General features: G+C 73.4%; 14 protein-coding genes and 1 other RNA gene. 6 read left to right on the top strand and 9 right to left on the bottom strand.

Features of this window, described 5'->3' with window-relative positions; all coding sequences use genetic code 11:
• Positions 1-81 precede the first annotated feature (81 nt).
• The 3 genes from ssrA to LQK89_RS09870 all read left to right on the top strand — a co-directional run bounded on the left by ssrA (position 82) and on the right by LQK89_RS09870 (position 3,306).
• Positions 82-458: a transfer-messenger RNA gene (gene ssrA / locus LQK89_RS09880) on the top strand.
• 244 nt (positions 459-702) lie between these two features.
• Positions 703-1,494 (top strand): hypothetical protein, encoded by a 792-nt coding sequence (locus LQK89_RS09875; protein ID WP_231049001.1) that lies wholly within the window; start codon positions 703-705, stop codon positions 1,492-1,494.
• Positions 1,495-1,635: 141 nt separating this feature from the next.
• A complete protein-coding gene (locus LQK89_RS09870; RefSeq protein WP_231049000.1) occupies positions 1,636-3,306 on the top strand; it encodes an APC family permease in 1,671 nt (556 codons plus the stop codon).
• Here the strand turns inward: LQK89_RS09870 and LQK89_RS09865 are convergent.
• The 9 genes from LQK89_RS09865 to aroA form a co-directional block, all read right to left on the bottom strand.
• Positions 3,303-4,607 (bottom strand): LLM class flavin-dependent oxidoreductase, encoded by a 1,305-nt coding sequence (locus LQK89_RS09865; RefSeq protein WP_231048999.1) that lies wholly within the window; start codon positions 4,605-4,607, stop codon positions 3,303-3,305. The genes LQK89_RS09870 and LQK89_RS09865 overlap by 4 nt on opposite strands.
• A 1-nt stretch (position 4,608) precedes the next feature.
• A complete protein-coding gene (locus LQK89_RS09860) occupies positions 4,609-5,976 on the bottom strand; it encodes an O-acetylhomoserine aminocarboxypropyltransferase/cysteine synthase family protein (RefSeq protein WP_231048998.1) in 1,368 nt (455 codons plus the stop codon).
• 149 nt (positions 5,977-6,125) lie between these two features.
• Positions 6,126-6,836, bottom strand: coding sequence for a M50 family metallopeptidase (locus LQK89_RS09855; protein WP_231048997.1), 711 nt, complete (start codon positions 6,834-6,836; stop codon positions 6,126-6,128).
• A gap of 174 nt (positions 6,837-7,010) precedes the next feature.
• Positions 7,011-8,864 (bottom strand): glutamine--fructose-6-phosphate transaminase (isomerizing), encoded by a 1,854-nt coding sequence (gene glmS, locus LQK89_RS09850; RefSeq protein ID WP_231048996.1) that lies wholly within the window; start codon positions 8,862-8,864, stop codon positions 7,011-7,013.
• A 427-nt stretch (positions 8,865-9,291) separates the two neighbouring features.
• A complete protein-coding gene (locus LQK89_RS09845) occupies positions 9,292-11,982 on the bottom strand; it encodes a helix-turn-helix transcriptional regulator (protein ID WP_231048995.1) in 2,691 nt (896 codons plus the stop codon).
• A 449-nt stretch (positions 11,983-12,431) separates the two neighbouring features.
• A complete protein-coding gene (locus tag LQK89_RS09840; RefSeq protein ID WP_058740687.1) occupies positions 12,432-13,217 on the bottom strand; it encodes an inositol monophosphatase family protein in 786 nt (261 codons plus the stop codon).
• 43 nt (positions 13,218-13,260) lie between these two features.
• Positions 13,261-14,409 carry a hypothetical protein gene (locus LQK89_RS09835; protein WP_231048994.1) on the bottom strand — a complete coding sequence of 383 codons (1,149 nt, stop codon included), beginning with the start codon at positions 14,407-14,409 and terminating at the stop codon, positions 13,261-13,263.
• Between the two features lie 31 nt (positions 14,410-14,440).
• Positions 14,441-15,484, bottom strand: a complete 1,044-nt coding sequence (gene rsgA / locus LQK89_RS09830) for a ribosome small subunit-dependent GTPase A (RefSeq protein ID WP_231048993.1) — start codon at positions 15,482-15,484, stop codon at positions 14,441-14,443.
• Positions 15,485-15,489: 5 nt separating this feature from the next.
• Positions 15,490-16,866 (bottom strand): 3-phosphoshikimate 1-carboxyvinyltransferase, encoded by a 1,377-nt coding sequence (gene aroA / locus LQK89_RS09825; RefSeq protein ID WP_231048992.1) that lies wholly within the window; start codon positions 16,864-16,866, stop codon positions 15,490-15,492.
• A gap of 186 nt (positions 16,867-17,052) precedes the next feature.
• Here aroA and LQK89_RS09820 point away from each other — a divergent pair, with 186 nt between their 5' ends.
• The 3 genes from LQK89_RS09820 to LQK89_RS09810 are packed head-to-tail and all read left to right on the top strand — an operon-like array spanning position 17,053 to position 18,576.
• Positions 17,053-17,844, top strand: a complete 792-nt coding sequence (locus LQK89_RS09820; protein ID WP_231050780.1) for a sigma-70 family RNA polymerase sigma factor — start codon at positions 17,053-17,055, stop codon at positions 17,842-17,844.
• The gene (locus LQK89_RS09815; RefSeq protein ID WP_174778114.1) at positions 17,841-18,083 is read left to right on the top strand and encodes a zf-HC2 domain-containing protein; all 243 of its coding nucleotides are present in this window, start codon (positions 17,841-17,843) and stop codon (positions 18,081-18,083) included. The genes LQK89_RS09820 and LQK89_RS09815 overlap by 4 nt, the downstream gene beginning before the upstream one ends.
• 52 nt (positions 18,084-18,135) lie before the next feature.
• Positions 18,136-18,576, top strand: a complete 441-nt coding sequence (locus LQK89_RS09810; RefSeq protein WP_144800937.1) for a GNAT family N-acetyltransferase — start codon at positions 18,136-18,138, stop codon at positions 18,574-18,576.
• Positions 18,577-18,609: the final 33 nt, after the last annotated feature.

The following is an 18,609-nucleotide window of genomic DNA, read 5'->3' as shown; positions in this document are numbered from 1 at the left end:
GGCTAGACTGGGGGACCGCTCCGATCCGGAGCACTTGACAACTCCACAGCGCGACAGCGGCTCGCACGTTCCGGCCTGTACGGGGATGATCGGTTTCGACATTGCCTGTGTGCCGACGGGAAGCGGGCCGAGGACCCACGGTCATCTCGTGAACGATCCGTGGAAAACAACAAGTGCCAATTCCAAGCGCACTGACTTCGCTCTCGCTGCGTAAGCAGCCCAGCACATGAAGTCCGTCGGCCAGGTGACCGTCCCCTAACCTGATCCCGGCGTCATCCAGAGGACTTGCTGCACGGTTGCGCCTCAGGGCCGTGCGGGACTTGCACTGAGACTGGGCTCGTCGTTCTAGAAGCCGGTAGCAAAGGACGGAGCCGAGCAGAACGCCTCATCCGGATACGCCCGTAGAAGACGTCGAAGCGCAGCGATGGACGGGGGTTCGATTCCCCCCATCTCCACCGATCGCCGGACGTCGAGCCGCTGTCGCAGTGCTCCTCAAGGCTCAGTGCTCCTCAAGGCTCAGTGCCCGTGAAGGGTCAGTGCCCGCAAAGGGTCAGTGCCCGCAAAGGCGCTGGTGTTGTCTGAACGCCCCGTCGTCGTCCCCTGGACGATGCCGGGGCGTTCGCTGTTCCCGGGAGCGCTGGCGACTACTGTCCGGATCAGGTTCGGGAGGGACCCGGACCGGTGCACGAGAGGGTGTGTCGCGTGGTGCAGGAGATCGCGATCCGTGTCCGGCTGCGAGAGCAGGAACGCGTGGGGTTGGCGGAGTACGAGCGGATCGTCGGGTCGGTGGCCTCGGTCGCGGCCGTCGTCGCGTGGCTGCCGACGCCGGAGTCTCGGCTGGTGCTCCGGGGTCGCGGCGCCGAGCCCGTGCGCCTCGAGACCCTGTCGTACGGGTCGGTGTTCGAGATGCTCGTCGTCCTGGACCAGCGGTCGCCCGCGGTCGAGCGTGCAGCGGGTGCGGTCGCTGCGCTGGTCGACGCGGTCCGGGACGAAGCCGTCGCCGACGACGCGGCCGGGGTGGCCGGGGAGCTCGACCGGCTCGACCGTGCGGCGCCGCGGGGTCGGTCGGGCGTCGAGCGGAGCCTGCGCGCGTTCCTCGAGGGGGCACGGTCCGACGTGCTCGCGCGGCGGACGACGACGCGGGTGCGTGCGGCCCAGGCGCTGCTCCGGCTCGCTGAGGACGGTGCGGAGATCATCGTCGAGCGGGTGGACGACGCGCTGGCGCCCGAGGTGACCGAGGCGCCGGTCGAGGCGGTCGCGGAGACCGGCAGTGTCGTGGTGCTCGCCGAGCCGGGGGCGCCGGACGACACCGAGCTCGGCGGCGAGAAGGATCAGGACGTCGAGAAGCAGCAGAAGAAGAAGAAGTCCGACAAGAAGAAACCGGGCAAGAAGCAGGACGAGGAGCAGGGCAAGAAGAAGGACGGGAAGACGAAGAAGGACAAGGGAAAGGGCAAGGAGAAGCACAGCAAGAAGAAGCGCAGCAAGAAGTCCTGACCCGTCCGGCCGGAAGGCTGTGGGATTGTACAGTGCTCTTGTTTCCATCGTGTTAAACAATCCGCCACCGGGGCCCGCGCAGTGCCAGCATCGTGACGCGCGACTCCGTCCGATGGGGTCGCCCCGTCGAACGGAGCTGCAGTGGACACCACCACGACCCAGGCGCTGCCGGACTCCGGCCTCAAGCGCAACGTCGGTTTCATCGGGCTCATCTGGGCCTCGACCGGATCGATCATCGGCTCCGGCTGGCTGTTCGGGTCGCAGGAGGCCCTGAAGACCGCCGGCCCGGCCGCGATCATCTCGTGGGTGATCGGCGGGGTCGCCGTCCTCGTCCTCGCGCTCGTGCACGCCGAGCTCGGCGGCATGTTCCCGATCGCCGGCGGCACGGCCCGCTTCCCGCACATCGCCTTCGGCGGGGTCGCCGGCGCGTCGTTCGGCTGGTTCTCCTGGCTGCAGTCCGTCACGGTCGCCCCGATCGAGGTCGAGGCGATGATCAAGTACGCGCAGCACTGGCAGTTCGCCCACCCGTGGCTGCACACCGTCGTCGTGGGCGGCGAGACGCAGCAGCTGCTGACCGGTGCGGGGATCGCCGTCGCGATCGTCCTGATGGCCGTCGTCACGGTGATCAACCTGCTGAGCGTCCGGATCCTGGCGAACACGAACTCCGCCGCGACCTGGTGGAAGGTCGCGATCCCGCTGCTCGTCATCATCGTGCTGGCCTTCAGCGGCTTCCACGGCGAGAACTTCACGGCGGCGGACGGCTTCCTGCCGCAGGGCGCGAAGGGCATCCTCGCCGCGGTGTCGACCTCGGGCATCATCTTCGCGTTCCTCGGCTTCGAGCAGGCGGACCAGCTCGCAGGCGAGGCGAAGAACCCGAAGCGCGACATCCCCCGCGCCGTCATCGGCTCCGTGGTCATCGGGCTGGTGATCTACCTGCTGCTCCAGGTCGTGTTCCTCGGCGCGCTGCAGTCCGGGGCGGTGCAGGGCTCGTGGGCGACCGCCGACTTCACGAAGTACACCGGCCCGTTCGCCGACATCGCGATGGCCGCGGGGCTGACCTGGCTCGCGGTGGTCATCTTCGTCGACGCGATCATCTCCCCGGCGGGCACCGGCCTGATCTACGTGACCGCGACGACGCGCATCTCGTACGGCCTGAGCCGCAACGGCTACTTCCCGAAGGCGTTCGAGTGGACGACGAAGGCCGGCGTGCCGTGGGTCGGCCTCGTGACCGCTTTCGTCGTCGGCTGCGCGTGCTTCGCCCCGTTCCCGTCGTGGCAGGGGCTCGTCAGCCTCATCACGAGCGCGTCGGTGCTCATGTACGCCGGGGCGCCGCTGGCCCTCGGGGCGTTCCGGAAGCGCATCCCGGAGGTCGAGCGCCCCTACCGGATGCCGATCGCGTCGGTCCTGTCGCCGGTGGCCTTCATCATCGCCAACCTGATCATCCTGTGGACCGGGTGGGACACCGACTGGAAGCTCGGCGTCGCGATCCTCATCGGCGCGGTCGTCATCGTCCTGAACAACGTGTTCCGCGGTGCGACCAGCGTCCGCCCCCGGTGGGACTGGAAGGCGGCGCAGTGGCTGCTGCCGTACCTGGTCGGGATGGGACTCATCGTCTACTTCAGTGACTTCAACACCACCGCGCCGGTCGTGCTGTTCCCGCTCTGGGTGGACATCGTCGTCGTGGCCGTGTTCTCGCTCGTGGTGTACTTCTGGGCGATCGCCTCGGCGTCCCCGCGGGAGGAGATCCTCCGCACCGCCGCGGACGTCCGCGACGTCGAGGAGTCCAACGTCCTCGAGCCCGTCCGCCACTAGAAGTCGAACAGGTTCCCCCGCAGACCCCCGTCCCCGTACTCCCGCCGCAGCAGCCCGCGGCGCCGGAGCACGGGGACGAGGTCGCCCGTCATCCGGTACACCTGAGCCGGGTGCAGGTCGCCGGACAGGATGAACCCGTCGTTGTCGGCGTCGGCGCCGAGCTCCTCGGCGAAGTCCGCGAACTCCTCGGCCGTGCCGACGAACCCGTCCCGGGTGCGCAGCCGCCCGAGCCGTGCCTTCCGGGTCAGGAGCTCCCGCAGCGGCGCGTCCGGGGTGTCGCCGAGCAGGCCGCGGATCGTCCCGGCGGAGACGTGCTCGCCGAACGTCCCGGCGGGCACGGGCGCGTCGAGGTCGAGCACGGTCAGGTCCGTCTCCGAGTCGCTCGACCACGCCACGGCCGCGGCCAGCAGTGCCTCGTCGGTCGGGTGGGCGGACGCGTCGACGAGCCGGTCGGCCTCCTCCGCCGAGGCGACGAGGACCGGCTTCACCACGAACAGCACGCGCACGTCGTCGGCGCTCCGACCGGCGTCCGCCGCGGCGGCGAGCACGCGGGCGCGGTACTCCCGGACGGCGGCGGCCGACAGCGGTGCGAGGGCGAGCTGCACGTCCGAGTGCGTCCCGGCGAAGCCGAGCCCGCGTCCGGAGCCGCCGGGGGAGACCACGACCGGGTCCGTGTCGAGCGGCAGTGCGTTGAGCGGTCCGTCGGCGGTGAAGTACGCGCCCTCGTGGTGGAAGGCGTCGAGCGCGTCCCCGTCCGCGAAGTGCCAGTCGGCACGGGAACCGACGTACCCGTCGCCCCACGAGTGCCAGAGCCGCCGCAGCAGCGTGATCCACTCCTCGGCTCGGTCGTACGCGGCGTCGTGGGGGAGCGTCGCCGCGCCGACGTGGCGGGCACTCCCGGTGTCCGTGACGACGTTCAGGCCGAACCGGTCCGACGACAGGTGCGCGAGCGTGGCGGCCTGCCGGGCGGCCAGGTACGGCGGGGTGATCCCGGCGTTCACCGTCGGAGCGATGCCGATGTGCGACGTGGCGGCGAACAGGTACGGCGCCAGCAGCAGCGGGTCGTGCTTCGGGCCGCCGTAGGCCTGCCGGATCCGCAGGTCCAGGGTGGACGGGTTGCCGAGGGAGATCGCGTCCTCGGCGATCACCAGGTCCATCCCGGCCTGCTCGAGCGCGCGGACGGACTGCTGGTACAGGTCCGGCTTGGTCCAGTCGTGGCCCCAGTCCCAGTCCGCCCGCCCCCACGCCTGTGGGCCGAAGCCCCGCGAGAAGAAGTACCCGAAGTGCTGCAGGTCCGCCATCTCAGGCCACCTGCGTCGCCGCACGGCCCGTGGCGGACGCGCCACGGGCCTCCCGGCCGGCCGTGGAGCCGACCACCCTGCGGACCGCGGCGAACCCGCGCTCCAGGTCGCGGAGCAGGTCCGCGACGTCCTCGATCCCGACGGACAGGCGGACCAGGCCGTCGTCGATGCCCTGCGCGGCCCGCTCGGCGGGCGTCCGACCGGCGTGCGTCGTCGTGGCGGGGTGCAGGACGAGCGAGCGGACGTCGCCCAGGTGGGTCATCCGGCTGAACAGCTCGACGGCGTCGATGAAGGCCCGCGCCGCCGGCTCGCCGCCGGCGAGCGTGAAGGCGAAGACGGACCCGGCTCCGCGGGGCAGGTAGCGCTGGGCGAGGTCGTGGTACGGACTGGAGGCGAGGCCCGCGTGGTCGACGCTCGTCACCTCCGGCTGCTGGTCCAGCCAGGTGGCGACCGCCAGCGAGTTCGCGCAGTGGCGCTCGACGCGCAGGCTGAGGGTCTCGATGCCCTGGCGGAGCAGGAAGGCGTTGAACGGCGACGGCGTCGGACCGATGCGGGACGCGATGACGTCCCGCGCGTACACGACCCAGGCGCGGGGGCCGTGGACGTCGACGTAGCTGCGGCCGCCGAGGGCGTGCTCGGGTGTCGTCAGGTGCGTCCACCGCTCCGGGGCGGCGGACCAGTCGAACGTGCCGGCGTCCACGACGACCCCGCCGAGGCCGGACCCGTGGCCGGACAGGAACTTCGACGCGGAGTGCACGACGACGTCGGCGCCGTGCTCGACCGGACGGACGAGGTACGGCGTCGCGAGGGTGTTGTCGACCACGAGCGGGACCCCGGCGCGGTGGGCGGTGGCGGCGACCCCGGCGATGTCGAGCACGTCGTTCTTCGGGTTCGGGATGGTCTCGGCGAAGAAGGCCTTCGTGTTCGGACGGACGGCCGCGGCCCACGCGTCGAGGTCTCGGGCGTCGGCGACGAAGTCCACCTCGATGCCGAGCCGGCCGAGGTTCTGCAGGAGCAGCCCGCGGGTGCCCTCGTAGATGCTCTGCGCGCTGACGACGTGGTCGCCGGCCTGCAGCAGGCCGAGGAACGCGACCGTCGCCGCCGCCTGGCCGCTCGCGACGAGGATCGCCTCGGCGCCGCGCTCGAGCAGAGCGATGCGCCGTTCGACGTCGGCGTTCGTCGGGTTGCCGAGGCGGGTGTACGTGTAGCCGTCGTCGGTGCCGGCGAAGCGGTCGCGGGCCTGGTCGAAGTCCTCGAACAGGAAGCCGGAGGTCATGTGCACGGAGGGGACCCGGGCGCCGTGGTCGGCGTCGAGCCGGAACCCGCCGTGGACCTGTTCGGTGGTGAAGCCGTGGCCGTCGTGTGACATGGGGTCCCTCCGGGTGTGGGTCGTGCGGGTACTCTCGCACCCCGACGGCCGCCGTGGGGGCTGTGCGGCGCCCGGTTACGCCCGGGGACCGGGGCGTGCCGCAGCGGCGGTCCCGCGCCCGCGTTGCCGGCGTGCTGCCGTGCCGCGCGTCAGAACAGGGCGCGGACGCCGGTGGCCAGGGTGTCCCACACGACGAGCAGCGGGTCGCGGGCCAGCCACACCGCGACGGCGTTCACGGCCACGAACAGCACGAACCACACCGCGGCGGGCAGGCGCATCTCGGCCGCTGCGATGTGGAAGTCCGTCTGCACGCGGGCTCCGGTCAGCAGCCACCGCGCGACGGCGACCACCGAGCGGACCCCGTCCACGACGAACGCCGCCCCGACGCCGGCGACGACGAGCACCGTGGCCTCGGAGGGACGCAGCGCCACCCAGAGCGCGAGCGCGTCGAAGCCGACGACCACGAGCAGCCCGAACCAGTTCCGGACGAACGCCAGGGCGACGAGCCCCACCACGCCGAGCACCACGACCGGCAGCCACCGGGAGCCGTGCAGCACCCCGGCGAGCAGCAGCACACCCGCCCACACCGGCGCACTGTAGCCAGCGAACAGGTTCGCGATCCGGACCGCCCACCGCACCGAGGCGGGGACGCGGCCGAGTCGGACCCAGGCCTCGCCGGAGCCGTCCGGGTGCAGGTCGATCCGCTCGATGCGTCCGCCGAACGGCACGACCACGACGCAGTGCCCCACCTCGTGCACGATCGTCGCGGCGATCCGGGCGACGCGGCCGAGGAACGGCACGAACGGCAGCAGGGCGCCGACCAGGACGGCGACGAAGACGAGCGGCGGGGCAGCGGTCACGGCGACCAGGATGACAGGGCGCACCTCGGACCCAGCCGGACGCGACCGACGCCCAGCCGGGCCCAGCCGACGCCCGGCCGGACGCTCAGCCGGGCAGGACGGCGACGAGCACCACGACCACCGTGACGAGGACGACGAGTGCGGCCGTGACGGCGACGGACACCGTCACCCGGTTCACCCGGGTGTGACGGGCCATGCGCCCCCCACCGCCCGCGCGGTGCCCCGCGGCTTGTCGACGTCGCACCCCGCCTGCAGCGCGAGCTCCCGGGCGAGCATCTGCAGCGGGACGACCGCCTCGACCGGCCCCCACGGAGCGGTCCCGCGGCCCCAGGCGAGGTCCGCGGTCGCGTTCCGGGACGCCGTGAGCGCCGGGACGTCGGAGTCCGCGCCGCCGATGGTGACGACGAGCGCCCCGCGGGCCCGGACCTCGGCGACGTCCGCCCGGAGCCGGTGGTCGCCGTGGTCGACGACGACGACCGGGATGCCCTCGTCGACGAGTGCGAGCGGTCCGTGCTTGAGTTCGCCGGCGGGGTGCGCCTGGGCCCACCGGTAGCTCAGCTCGGTGGTCTTCAGGGCGCCCTCCGCCGCGTACGGCAGCCCGGGACCCCGGCCGAGGAACAGGAAGCCCGGGGCGTCCCGCACCGTCGCGGCGAGCAGCGGCACCCGGTCGGCGGCGACCGCCGCCGCGGCCGCCATCCGTCCGGGCAGCTCGGCGAGTTCGTCGACCAGGGCGGCCGCCCGGGCGGGATCGAGCCGCCCGGAGGCGACGAGCGCCGAGACGACCGCGGTCACGCCGACGACCACCTGCGCCGTGAAGGTCTTCGTGGCGGTGACCCCGACCTCGGGCCCCGCGTCGCAGTCGAGCACCGCGTCGGCGCGGCGGGCGAGCGAGGAGTGCACGTCGTTCGTCAGCGCGAGGACCGGGTTGCGGTCCTCGAACCGGTCGATCGCCCGGAGCACGTCGGCGGTCTCACCGGACCGGCTGATCGCCACGACGAGCGTGCCCGGTGCGAGGACCACCTGGTCGGACTCGCTCGCCGCGACGACGTCGGTCGGGACACCCCCGAGTCGCCGGAGCACCCCCGCCACGACCTGACCGGCGTGCAGCGACGTCCCGCACGCCACGACCGCCAACCGGTCGAACGCGGGCAGTCCGAGGCCGGCCCAGGTGCTCCCGTCGACGGTCCGGCGGCCGACCCGGTCCAGGATCGTGGCGACGACCGTCGGCTGCTCGCCGATCTCCTTCGCCATGTGGTCCGCGTGGTCCCCGCGGTCCGGCGTGTCCGCGGCGAAGGGCGCCGGCGTCGGGAAGGGCACGGGGACCGCCAGCCCACCGGACGACCAGGACCACGCCTCGCCGAGCTCGACGACGTCCCCGTCGCGCAGCGGCACGAACGTCTCGCACCACGGCGCGATCGCCCCGACGTCGCTCGCCACGAAGTCCCCGCGGTCCGACCGGGCGACGACGAGCGGCGACCGGTGGGCCGCCGCGACCATCCGGCCGTCCCGGGCGTCCAGGACGACGACCGCCCAGGACCCCTCGAGCTGCGCCGCGGTCAGCTGCACCGCGAGCATGAGGTCCGGATCGACGGTCAACGCCCGCTCGACCAGGTGCGCCACGACCTCGGAGTCGCCCTCGGAGCGGAACACGTGCCCCTGCGCCTCGAGCGACGTACGCAGGCGCCCGGCGTTCGCGATCGTCCCGTTGTGCACGATGCTGATCCGCCCGGAGCAGTCCGCGTGCGGGTGGGCGTTCCGCTCGCTCACCGCGCCGCGGGTCGCCCACCGGGTGTGCGCGATCCCCGCACCGGTCGCCGCGCGGGCCACGGGGACCGTCGCCGCGTGCTCGGCCACGCGCGCCCGCAGGTCGCCGCCGCGGGACACGGAGCGGACCGTCTCGATCGTCCCGGCCGCCGTCCGCACCGCCACGCCCACCGAGTCGTACCCCCGGTACTCGAGCCGCTCGAGACCGTCGAGCAGGTACGGGGTGGCGTCGTCGGTGACACGGGCCGCGATGATGCCGCACATCTGGTGTCCGATCGGTGGGACTGCTGGGGGAGTTCGGCACCGACCGCCGTCGGGTCTGCCGCGCGTCCGGGTCCGCCGGCCGGACCGCCGCCCGCCCCCGGATCTGGTGGGGACGGACGACGGCGTTCGTGGCCGACGGTTCGGGTACCGGACGAGGGTCCGCGGACGGGTCCCCTCCAGGGGGCACGACGGTCGGTGCAGGAGCAGCCTCCACCGCGGCGGAGGCCCCGGCAACGGCCGCCCGCCCCTCTTGCGGTTCCCCGCCGCCGCGGTGCGCCGCGGCGACGGTCGTGCGGTCTCCCGCAACCGGACCCGGCGGTCACCAGGGTGGGACGACGACGAACGGGAGGCCCGGTACCAGCTGGTACCGGGCCTCCCGTCCGTCAGGGGGTCGCGTCCACGTCACCGCGGTGGCGGACGCGACCCGTCAGGTGAGCAGCGCCACCAGGTGCGAGCGCGAGCGCGCGCCGACCTTGCGGTAGATCTGCGTGAGCCGCAGCTCCACCGTCCGCTGCGACATGAACAGCGACGAGGCGATCTCGCGGTTGCGGTAGCCCTCCGTGACCTTCTGCACGACCGCGCGCTCCTCGGCCGTGAGCGTCGTGAGCACCGCCGACGCGTCCGGCACGCTCCGCGGGGATCCCGGCACCTGCGCGCTCGGGACGGAGCGCACCGACGACGGGGGCGCGAAGGACGGCATCGCCGCACTCGCGACCGGCGTCACGAGCGGCCGCCGGAGCCCGGCTGCCTCGTACGACGCCGCCGCAGCGGCACCGAGCCGCGGACGCTCCGCCGCGGTGCCGACGCAGGCGAGCGCCGCGAACGTGCGGGCCCGCTCGTACTGCGAGTCGTGCGGCTGGAACAGCTCCAGCGCACGGCGCCGCGCGGCGTCGCGGGTCGTGTCGTCCGCGACGAGCGCCAGGCTCCTGGCGAGCACCAGGGCACCCCACCGCGACGGCCGGGCGTGGTGGTCCGCCGCGAGCCGTGCCGTCACGGTGCGTGCGTCGTCCGTCCGACCGGCCCGGACGTAGCCCTCGACGAGGTCGCCGAGGTGCCGGAGCATCGTCGGGTTCCGCATCGAGCGGCCCACGGCGTCCGCGGCCTCGAGGGCGACCACGGCCTCCTCGACCCGGCCGTCCAGCAGGAGCACCCGCCCACGGAGCGCGTGCAGCTTCGCCGTCGTGGCCCACAGCTGGTTCGTCGACCGCTGCGCGAGGCACCGGTCCACCACCTCGAGGGCCTCGTGGGAGCGCCCCTCGGCGAAGTGCCGGTACGCGATCGCGAGCGCCCGGGAGGCCTCCGGCGGACGCCCGTCCGCACCGGCCGCGGCGTCCCAGACGTCGATCGCCCGGAGCGCCTGCCGGTAGTTGCCGGAACGCAGCTCGTTCTCGGCGGACAGGTAGCGGGCGGCCTCGGTCCAGACCGCCTGGGTCTCCTGGCTGCGGGCCATCGCCAGGGCGAACACCCGGCGGGCGCTGCGGTGGCGCTCGCCGAGGCTCAGGGCGTGCGCGACGAGGAGCAGCGCGGGGTCGGACAGTGCGAGCAGCTGCGACGTCGCGAGGCCGTCGTAGAGCTCGGTGTCCGGCGCGAGCGTGCCGTCGATCGCGTCGACGAGGTGCGACACCGCCGTGGCGATCTCCGCGGTGTGCGCGTCGACCGCCGGGCGGAGCGCCTCGACCCGGGCGAGCAGGTCGCGGGCCTGCTCGAGGTCCCAGGACTCGGCGCGGAAGCTCGCGACGGTCGCGAGGAGTCCTGCCGCCGCGGGCGCTTCGGGTGCGTCCGGGGCGACGGGCACGAGCAGCTCGTCCGCGTGCACGACCTCGCCGCGCAGGTACTGCACGGAGTACAGCAGCCGCAGGCGGCGGACCTCGTCGGCGGTCCGGCGGAACGGCCGGATCGCGGCCAGGTACCGTGCGGCGAGCCCGAGCATGCGGTTCGCGAGCATCGCCTCGGCGACGCCCAGGAGCGCCGCGCGCTCGTCCTCGCAGCCGGAGCCGACGTGCAGGGCGCGCTCGGCGAGGGCCACTGCGGCGTTCGGCACGCCGTCCGCCACGTAGCCCGCGGCCGCGGTCAGCAGACCGACCACGTCCGGGACGTCGTCGACGAAGCTGCGGTGCCAGGCCGCCGCACGGGGGTCGGACTCCGCGACCACGCCGGCGAGCTCGGTGTGCCCGGCGCGCCGCTGTCGAGCGGACATCCGCCACCAGAGCACCGATCGCACGAGCGGGTCGCGGACGGTGACGCTCTGGCCGCGCACCGCGACGAGCCCGGCGTCGGCCAGGTCGTCGACGCTGTCCCGGTCCCACGCCGCCGTGCGGGCGACGGGGGCGAGCGCGAGGCGGGCGAGGACGTCCAGATCGCGTCCTCCCTCGCTCTCGTGCTCGAGGGAACGGTCGGCGATCGCCTCGCCGGTCGCCGTCGGACGCAGGGGGAGCAGGAGCGGCTCGGTGCCGGTCCGCTGCCCCGGGGTGAGCGCGTCGACCTGCTCGCGGAGGGCGCCGGGGTTGCCCCCGGTCTCCTGGGCGAGCACGGCGAGGACGCCCTCGTTCGCGTCCGCGGGCGCCATCGAGCGCGCCGCGACCAGTGCTTCGTCGGCGGTCAGCGGTTCGAGCCGCAGCGTCGGCAGGGACGCGAGCGGCCCGTCCGACGGGACCGAGCGGACCGTGGCGACCAGGCGCAGGGCCGTGCCGGCCAGCCGACCGGCGAGGAACGCGATGAGCTCCTGGCTCTCGGCGTCCATCCGGTCGAGGTCGTCGATGAGGACGACCGTCGGCGGCAGGGTCAGCGTCTGCACGGCCTCGAGGAAGTCGTGCGCCGCAGCGAGTCCGCCCGAGCCGGAGCCCGGGGCGTCGGACTCCAGGAGCAGGGCGATGTGGGCCGACGCACGGGGGTCGTCGAGCGCGGTGAACAGGGAGGTCACGCCGGCGAGCGGCCAGCGGGACTCGGTCCCGTTGACACCGACGCGCACGACGGGGAGGGCGACGCGGTTCGCGACCGCGTCGAGGACGCTGCTGCGTCCGGAACCAGGGTCGCCGACGACGACCATCGCGCACTCACGAGGGAGTGCTGCGAGGGTCGCGATCCGGTCGACCTCGAGACGGCGACCGGTGAGTGCCATGACTCACCGGCCCCCGGGTGTCGCGGCGGCGAGGGTGCGCGCGCCGGGATGGACGGGAACGAGATGCGGACGACGAGTGAGGGTGCACTCGGTTCCGCGCGGGAACGATGAAGACATCGTCTGTACCACCCCTCGGGTTAGGGTTTCTGGACGAGACACGACGGGTCCGACACCGCTTTCGGACCTAGGGAATCCCAGGCAGTCTCCGACCTGACGCTGCCGTCACAGTAACCCAGGTCCGGCACCACTTCGAGGGCCGCGGCGACGAGTTGTCCGATCGGGTTGTCCCCAGTCCGGGGGGTCGTGTGGCGGGGCGTCCAGCGCGGCGCACCGAGTCGTGTGCCGGGCTGGGGTACATGACGTGCCCGTGTGTCGGGACCGTTCCCCAGGGGGCTGGTCCGGTGCCGCGTTCGCACCCCGGAGGAGGGGTACGTCCGGGGCCGACGCGGTCAGGGGCGGCGGACGACCTCGACGACGGCGTCGTGCACGAGCCCGTTCGTCGCGAGCGCGCTGCCGTGCCAGGGGCCGGGGTCGCCGTCGAGCGAGGTGAAGCGCCCGCCGGCCTCCTCGACGATCGGCACGAGGGCGGCCATGTCCCACGGCTTGAGGTCGGGCTCGCCGGCGACGTCGAGCACGCCCTCTGCCACGAGCATGTACGACCACATGTCGCCGTACGCGCGGGTGCGCCAGACGCTCCGGGAGAGCGCGACGAGGGCGTCGAGCCGGTCGTCGTCGTCCCACTGCTGGATGCTGTTGTAGCTGATGCTCGCGTCGGCGAGCTCCGCGACGCCCGAGACCCGGAGCGGGCCGTCGGTGGAGTGCGCGCCGAGCCCCTCGGCGGCCCACCAGCGCTTCCCGAGCGCGGGCGCGCTGACCACGCCGAGCACCGGACGGCCGTCGACGGCCAGGGAGATGAGGGTCGCCCACACCGGGACGCCCCGCAGGTAGTTCGCGGTGCCGTCGATCGGATCGACGACCCACTGCCGGTGTCCCTCGCTCGTGGCCTCGGCGCCGGTGTCCGCGGTGGTCTCCTCGCCGAGGAACGCGTCGTCCGGCCGCTCGGCGGCGAGCCGGTCCCGCAGGGCGCGCTCGACCGCCTGGTCGGCGTCGGTCACGTGCGTGCTGTCGGCCTTCTTCGACACGTGCAGGTCCGCGGCGCGGAAGCGCTCGAGGCTGATCGCGTCGGCGGTGTCGGCGAGGGAGCGGGCGAAGTCCAGGTCGGCGCTGAGGTCCACGGCGTCAGCGTACCGGCGGCCGGGTCGTGCAGGGCGGACGGCGCTAGGCAGCGACGACCGACTCCTCCTCGTAGCGCGAGACCGCGCGCTCCCGGGCGAGGCGGCTCCGACGTGCGGCGAGGCCGTGCACGACGACGCCGAGCAGCACCGCGACGGCGAGCCAGAGCGTCAGCACGAGTGCGGGACGGCCGAGTGAGGACCCCGGGAAGTACACCAGGTCCTGTGCGGCCTGGAGCCACGCTGCGCCGCTCCAGAAGGTGTTCAGGGCCGCGAAGAACCCGGGTTGGAACGTCGGCTGGAAGATCCCGCCGGAGCTCGTGAAGTTGAGCATCACGAAGAGCATCGTGAGGATCGGTGTCGTCCACCGGCCGAGCAGCGGGTGCAGGCCGACACCGAGCGCGATGACGATCGCGTCGTACAGCCAGGCGAACAGGAACACCTGCCAGCGGTGGTCCGGCACGACGCCGTAGACCGGGCCGGCGACGATCGTGCCGATGCCGGCGACCACGGCAGCGGTCGCGGCACCGACGACGACGGTCCAGAACGCCCGGAGGCGCGTGGCGACCGCGGCCACGGCGATGGCCGAGGCGTACCCGCCGACGCTCAGGCCGACGAGCAGGAAGAACAGGCCCTGGCCGGTGGGGTCCTCCGGTCCGGTCGGGACGACGTCCTGCACCGTGAAGGGCAGGTGCTGCTCGTAGGCGATCGGCAGGAAGGCCTTCTGCGCGGCGGACGCGGTCGTCTCGCTCGCGGCGGACGAGACGTACAGCGTCGCCGCGTCCGTCGTCGGCGCGTACACGGCGGCGAGCTCGCGGTCCCTGACCTGCTGTTCGGCGGCAGCGGGCGAGGCCACGACGTGGGCGACGAGCTTGCCGTCGGAGCCGTCCGTGACGGTCTGGGCGAAGACCTGCGCCGCGGCGCCCTGACCGACGACACCGACCGGGAGCTCGTGCGGCGTCGGTGCGTGGAAGGCGCCGAGGTACGCGAGGGTCATACCGACCGCGAGGAAGAGGGGCACGAGGATGTGCGACCCGAAGCCGCGCAGCGTCCGCCCGAGGTGCTCGGGGCGCAGGACCGACGGACCGGACGGGCGGCGCGGCGGACGCGGCGCGGCGTGGTCGGCGTGGTGGTGCGACGGACGGAGCTCGGGGTTCGGGGTGACCACCAAGTTGTACTTTGCAACTTCTGACACGAGGGACGACTGTACACCCGTGCCGCCCGGGTCAGTCCGCGCCGGGGTCGTCCGCGCCCATGCCCGTCAGGAGTGCCCGGAAGGAGTCGAGCCGTTCGACACCGGTCGGCCCGAGCTCGCCGTCCTGCACCCGGTCGACGATCTCCCAGTCGTGCGCCTGGTCGAGCGGGATACCGTCGGCGGGCTCGCGGACCGGGACGGCGTGCGACGCGAAGGCCCGGAAGACGTTCGCGGGCTCGACGTGCCCCAGGCCGAAGGACCGGACGCCGGGGGTGTCGATGATCCAGCCGCCGTCGCGCACGCGCAGGGCGATCGACGACGACGAGGTGTGCCGCCCACGGCCGGTGACCGCGTTCACGACGCCCGTCGCGCGGGTGGACCCGGTGATCGCATTCACGAGCGTCGACTTGCCGACGCCCGAGTGCCCGACTGTGACCGTCACGCGCCCGTCCAGGACCTCGTGCAGGGCCTCGAACGGCACGTCGTCCGAGCGGCTCGTGACGATGCGCAGGTCCAGGCAGGCGAAGTGCGCGAGGAACGGTGCCGGGTCGGCGAGGTCGGTCTTGGTGACGCAGAGCACCGGGTCGAGGCCGGCGTCGAACGCGGCGACGAGGTACCGGTCGATCAGCCGGGGCCGGGGCTCCGGGTCGGCCGCCGCCACGACGACGAGCATCTGGTCGGCGTTCGCGACGATGACGCGCTCGACCTCGTCGGTGTCGTCGGCGCTTCGGCGGAGCAGCGTCGTGCGCTCGTCGACCTTCACGATGCGCGCGAGGGAGCCCGGCTCACCGGACACGTCGCCGACGAGCGAGACGCGGTCGCCGGTCACGACGGACTTCTTGCCGAGCTCGCGGGCCTTCGTCGCGGTGATCACGGCGTCGTCGACGAGCACGCCGAACCGGCCGCGGTCGACGTTCGTCACCCAGCCGCGGGTCGCGTCGTCGTACGTCGGCCGGGTCTTGGTGCGCGGACGGTTGCCCTTCGGGTTCGGCCGGATCCGGACCTTCGACTCGTACTGCCCGTACGGCTCGTCGTCGTCCCTGTCGTCACCGTCGACGTCGTCCCACCAGCTCATGCCCGTCACGCCCCGTCGCGGTCGGCGGAGTCGGAGGCGCCGGTCGCCACGAGGGCCGCCCAGAGCTCCGGGAACTGGGGCAGCGTCTTCGCGGTGCAGCCGATGTCGTCGACGGCGACGCCGTCGACGACGAGTCCCACGATCGCCCCGGCGGTGGCCATCCGGTGGTCGTCGTACGCGGCCCACGGGCCGCCGTGGAGCCGCGCCGGCGCGATCCGCAGGCCGTCGTCGAGTTCCTGCACCGTGCCTCCCGACCGGTTCACGTCCGCCGCGAGCGCGGCGAGCCGGTCCGTCTCGTGCCCGCGCAGGTGACCGATCCCGGTGACATCGCTCGGCGCGTCCGCCAGTGCGGCCAGTGCGACGAGCGCGGGGGCGAGCTCGCCACCGCGGGTCAGGTCCAGGTCCACCCCCGGCAAGGAGGCGCCACCCAGGATCCCGACGCCGCCGTCGACGAGCAGGTCGTCGCCGTCGCGCGTCACGGTCGCGCCCCAGCGCGGCAGCAGCGTCTCGAGGTCGGCACCGACCTGCGTCGTCGCGGCGGGCCACGTGCGGATCCGCACCGTGCCGCCGGCCACGAGGGCGGCGACGGCGAACGGCGCGGCGTTCGACAGGTCGGGCTCGATCGTGACGTCGCGCGCGGCGATCGGGCCGGGGTGCACGACCCACTCACCGACGGACGGCTGGTCGACGCGGACGCCGCGGGCGCGGAGCGCGGCGACGGTCATGTCGATGTGCGGCAGGCTCGGGAGTCGGTCGCCGACGTGCGTGAGGTGCAGGCCCGCCTCGAAGCGCGGCGCCGAGAGGAGCAGGCCGGAGACGAACTGCGACGACGCGCTCGCGTCGATGGTGAGCGCGCCGCCCCTGATCGAGCCGGTCCCGGTGAACGTGAACGGCATCGCGCCGTCGCCGTCGTCGGTGACGTCCACGCCGAGGTCGACGAGCGCGCGGATGATCGCGCCCATCGGCCGCTTCCGGGCGTAGGGGTCGCCGTCGATCGTGACCGGCCCGGCGGCGAGGGCGGCGAGCGGGGGCAGGAAGCGCATCACGGTGCCGGCGAGCCCGCAGTCCACCCGGACGCCGCCGTGCATCGGGGCGGGGGTGATCCGGAGGTCGGGGCCGTACGGGTTCGGCTCGGTGCCGGGCGCCGGCTCGAGTTCCTCGATGCCGACGCCGAGCTGCCGGAGCCCCGCGACCATGAGTGCGGAGTCGCGGGAGTGCAGGGGGAGCCGGATGGTCGACGGGCCGTCCGCGAGGGCGGCGAGCACGAGCTCCCGGTTCGTGAGGGACTTCGAGCCGGGGAGCGCGACGTCCCCGTGCAGGGGCCCGCGCGCACGCGGGGCGATCCACGGATCGGGCTGCTGGGAATGCGTCGTGTCGGCCATCGGTTCACCAGGGTACTGAACGCACCGGGAGGACCATTGGCGACAGCAACACTGGCGCGACCGTCGACACGGTTGCGGGACACGGTCACGACGCTCGACGACGCGGTCGTACCCGGCTCGCGCGGGGCGGCGGGCACGCTCGTGGCCGCCGGGCAGGTCGGGACCGTCCGCCTAGACTGGGACGCGATGACCACCGACGAGCCGCAGGCAGCACCGCACGACCTGGTCGAGGAGACCGAGGAGCAGCTCGACGCGGTCTCCGAAGCGGCCGAGGCCGAGGCCGAGGCCGCGGCCGAGGAACTGGCCGAGCCCGCCGACGAGAAGACCGTGTCGGAGTCCGAGCTGCGGTCGCTGTTCGAGACCCAGGCGCTGCCCTTCATGGACCAGCTCTACGGCGCCGCGATGCGGATGACCCGCAACCCCGCCGACGCCTCGGACCTGGTGCAGGAGACCTTCGTCAAGGCGTACGCCGCGTTCCGGCAGTTCCGCCAGGGTACGAACCTGAAGGCCTGGCTGTACCGGATCCTGACGAACACGTTCATCAACACGTACCGCAAGAACCAGCGGAACCCGTACCAGGGCACCATCGACGAGCTCGAGGACTGGCAGCTCGGCGGCGCGGAGAGCGTCACCCAGTCGGTGTCCGCCCGCTCCGCCGAGGCCGACGCGATCGACCACCTGCCGTCCTCCGCCGTGAAGGACGCGCTCCAGTCGATCCCCGAGGACTTCCGGATGGCCGTGTACTTCGCGGACGTCGAGGGCTTCTCCTACCAGGAGATCGCCGACATCATGAAGACCCCCGTGGGGACGGTCATGAGCCGTCTCCACCGTGGCCGCCGGCTCCTCCGCGGGCTCCTGGCGGACCACGCACGCGAGACCGGCATCGTCCCGGACGCAGCGTCGACGACGACGATGCGCGGACGCGGCCGGAAGACACCGGCGACCACTGGTCGCTCCGACGGGAAGGACGCACGATGAGCGGCTGCGACTGCTCGAAGGCGAAGGCCGAGCTCGAGGAGTTCCTGCACGACGAGCTCTGCCGCGAGGACGCCGCGGACATCCGCGAGCACATGGAGTCCTGCGAGGACTGCACGAGCGAGCACCGCGTCGGCGTCGTCCTCATGGAGACCGTGAAGCGCGCGTGCAAGGAGACGGCTCCGGAGCAGCTCCGCACCGAGATCCTCGCGCGCATCCGGGTGGAGCAGGCGAGCCACTGACCGTCGCTGCGGCGTGTCGTCACACGTCGCCCGTGCTCGGTAGGGTCGCCCCATGACCCTCACCGCCGAGTCGATCACCACCTGGTCCGACACGGACGTCGCCGACGTCACCGCCCTCGTCCGCCTGCTCGGGCACGTCGTCGACGAGCCCGAGATGCGCGCACGGCTCGAGCGGCTCACGCCCGCAGCGGGGCACCGCACGTGGCTCGTCCGCGGCGACGACGGGCGCGCCGTCGCGGTGGCGGGTGCGCAGGTCACGTGGTCCTACGCGAGCGACGAGCCGACGGCGCAGCTCCTGCTGCTGGTGGTCGACCCCACGGCCAGGAGGCACGGGACGGGTTCCGCGCTCATCGACACCTTCGAGACGTGGGCGCGTGAGCAGGGCGCGAGGCGCCTGAGCGCCGTCTCCGCGGCGGCGACGGACAGCGCGCACCGCTTCTACCAGAAGCGCGGGTACCACGAGGCCGGGGTGCGGTACACGAAGCTCCGGTAGCACCGAGCCCGACACGAGCGCGGCCCGCCCCGG

Origin of the sequence: Curtobacterium sp. C1, assembly GCF_021049325.1 — a bacterium.
In the GTDB taxonomy this organism is placed as follows: Bacteria; Actinomycetota; Actinomycetes; order Actinomycetales; family Microbacteriaceae; genus Curtobacterium; species Curtobacterium citreum.
Note: the sequence above shows the minus strand (reverse complement) of the source record. Positions and strands in the feature narration are given on the sequence as shown.

What these genes read in the sequence shown, in the direction of transcription:
- LQK89_RS09865 (WP_231048999.1), bottom strand. Translation starts at nt 4,607, where the DNA reads ATGGCGGACCTGCAGCACTTCGGGTACTTCTTCTCGCGGGGCTTCGGC.
- LQK89_RS09860 (WP_231048998.1), bottom strand. Translation starts at nt 5,976, where the DNA reads ATGTCACACGACGGCCACGGCTTCACCACCGAACAGGTCCACGGCGGG.
- glmS (WP_231048996.1), bottom strand. Translation starts at nt 8,864, where the DNA reads ATGTGCGGCATCATCGCGGCCCGTGTCACCGACGACGCCACCCCGTAC.
- LQK89_RS09845 (WP_231048995.1), bottom strand. Translation starts at nt 11,982, where the DNA reads ATGGCACTCACCGGTCGCCGTCTCGAGGTCGACCGGATCGCGACCCTC.
- rsgA (WP_231048993.1), bottom strand. Translation starts at nt 15,484, where the DNA reads ATGAGCTGGTGGGACGACGTCGACGGTGACGACAGGGACGACGACGAG.
- aroA (WP_231048992.1), bottom strand. Translation starts at nt 16,866, where the DNA reads ATGGCCGACACGACGCATTCCCAGCAGCCCGATCCGTGGATCGCCCCG.
- LQK89_RS09820 (WP_231050780.1), top strand. Translation starts at nt 17,053, where the DNA reads ATGACCACCGACGAGCCGCAGGCAGCACCGCACGACCTGGTCGAGGAG.
- LQK89_RS09815 (WP_174778114.1), top strand. Translation starts at nt 17,841, where the DNA reads ATGAGCGGCTGCGACTGCTCGAAGGCGAAGGCCGAGCTCGAGGAGTTC.
- LQK89_RS09810 (WP_144800937.1), top strand. Translation starts at nt 18,136, where the DNA reads ATGACCCTCACCGCCGAGTCGATCACCACCTGGTCCGACACGGACGTC.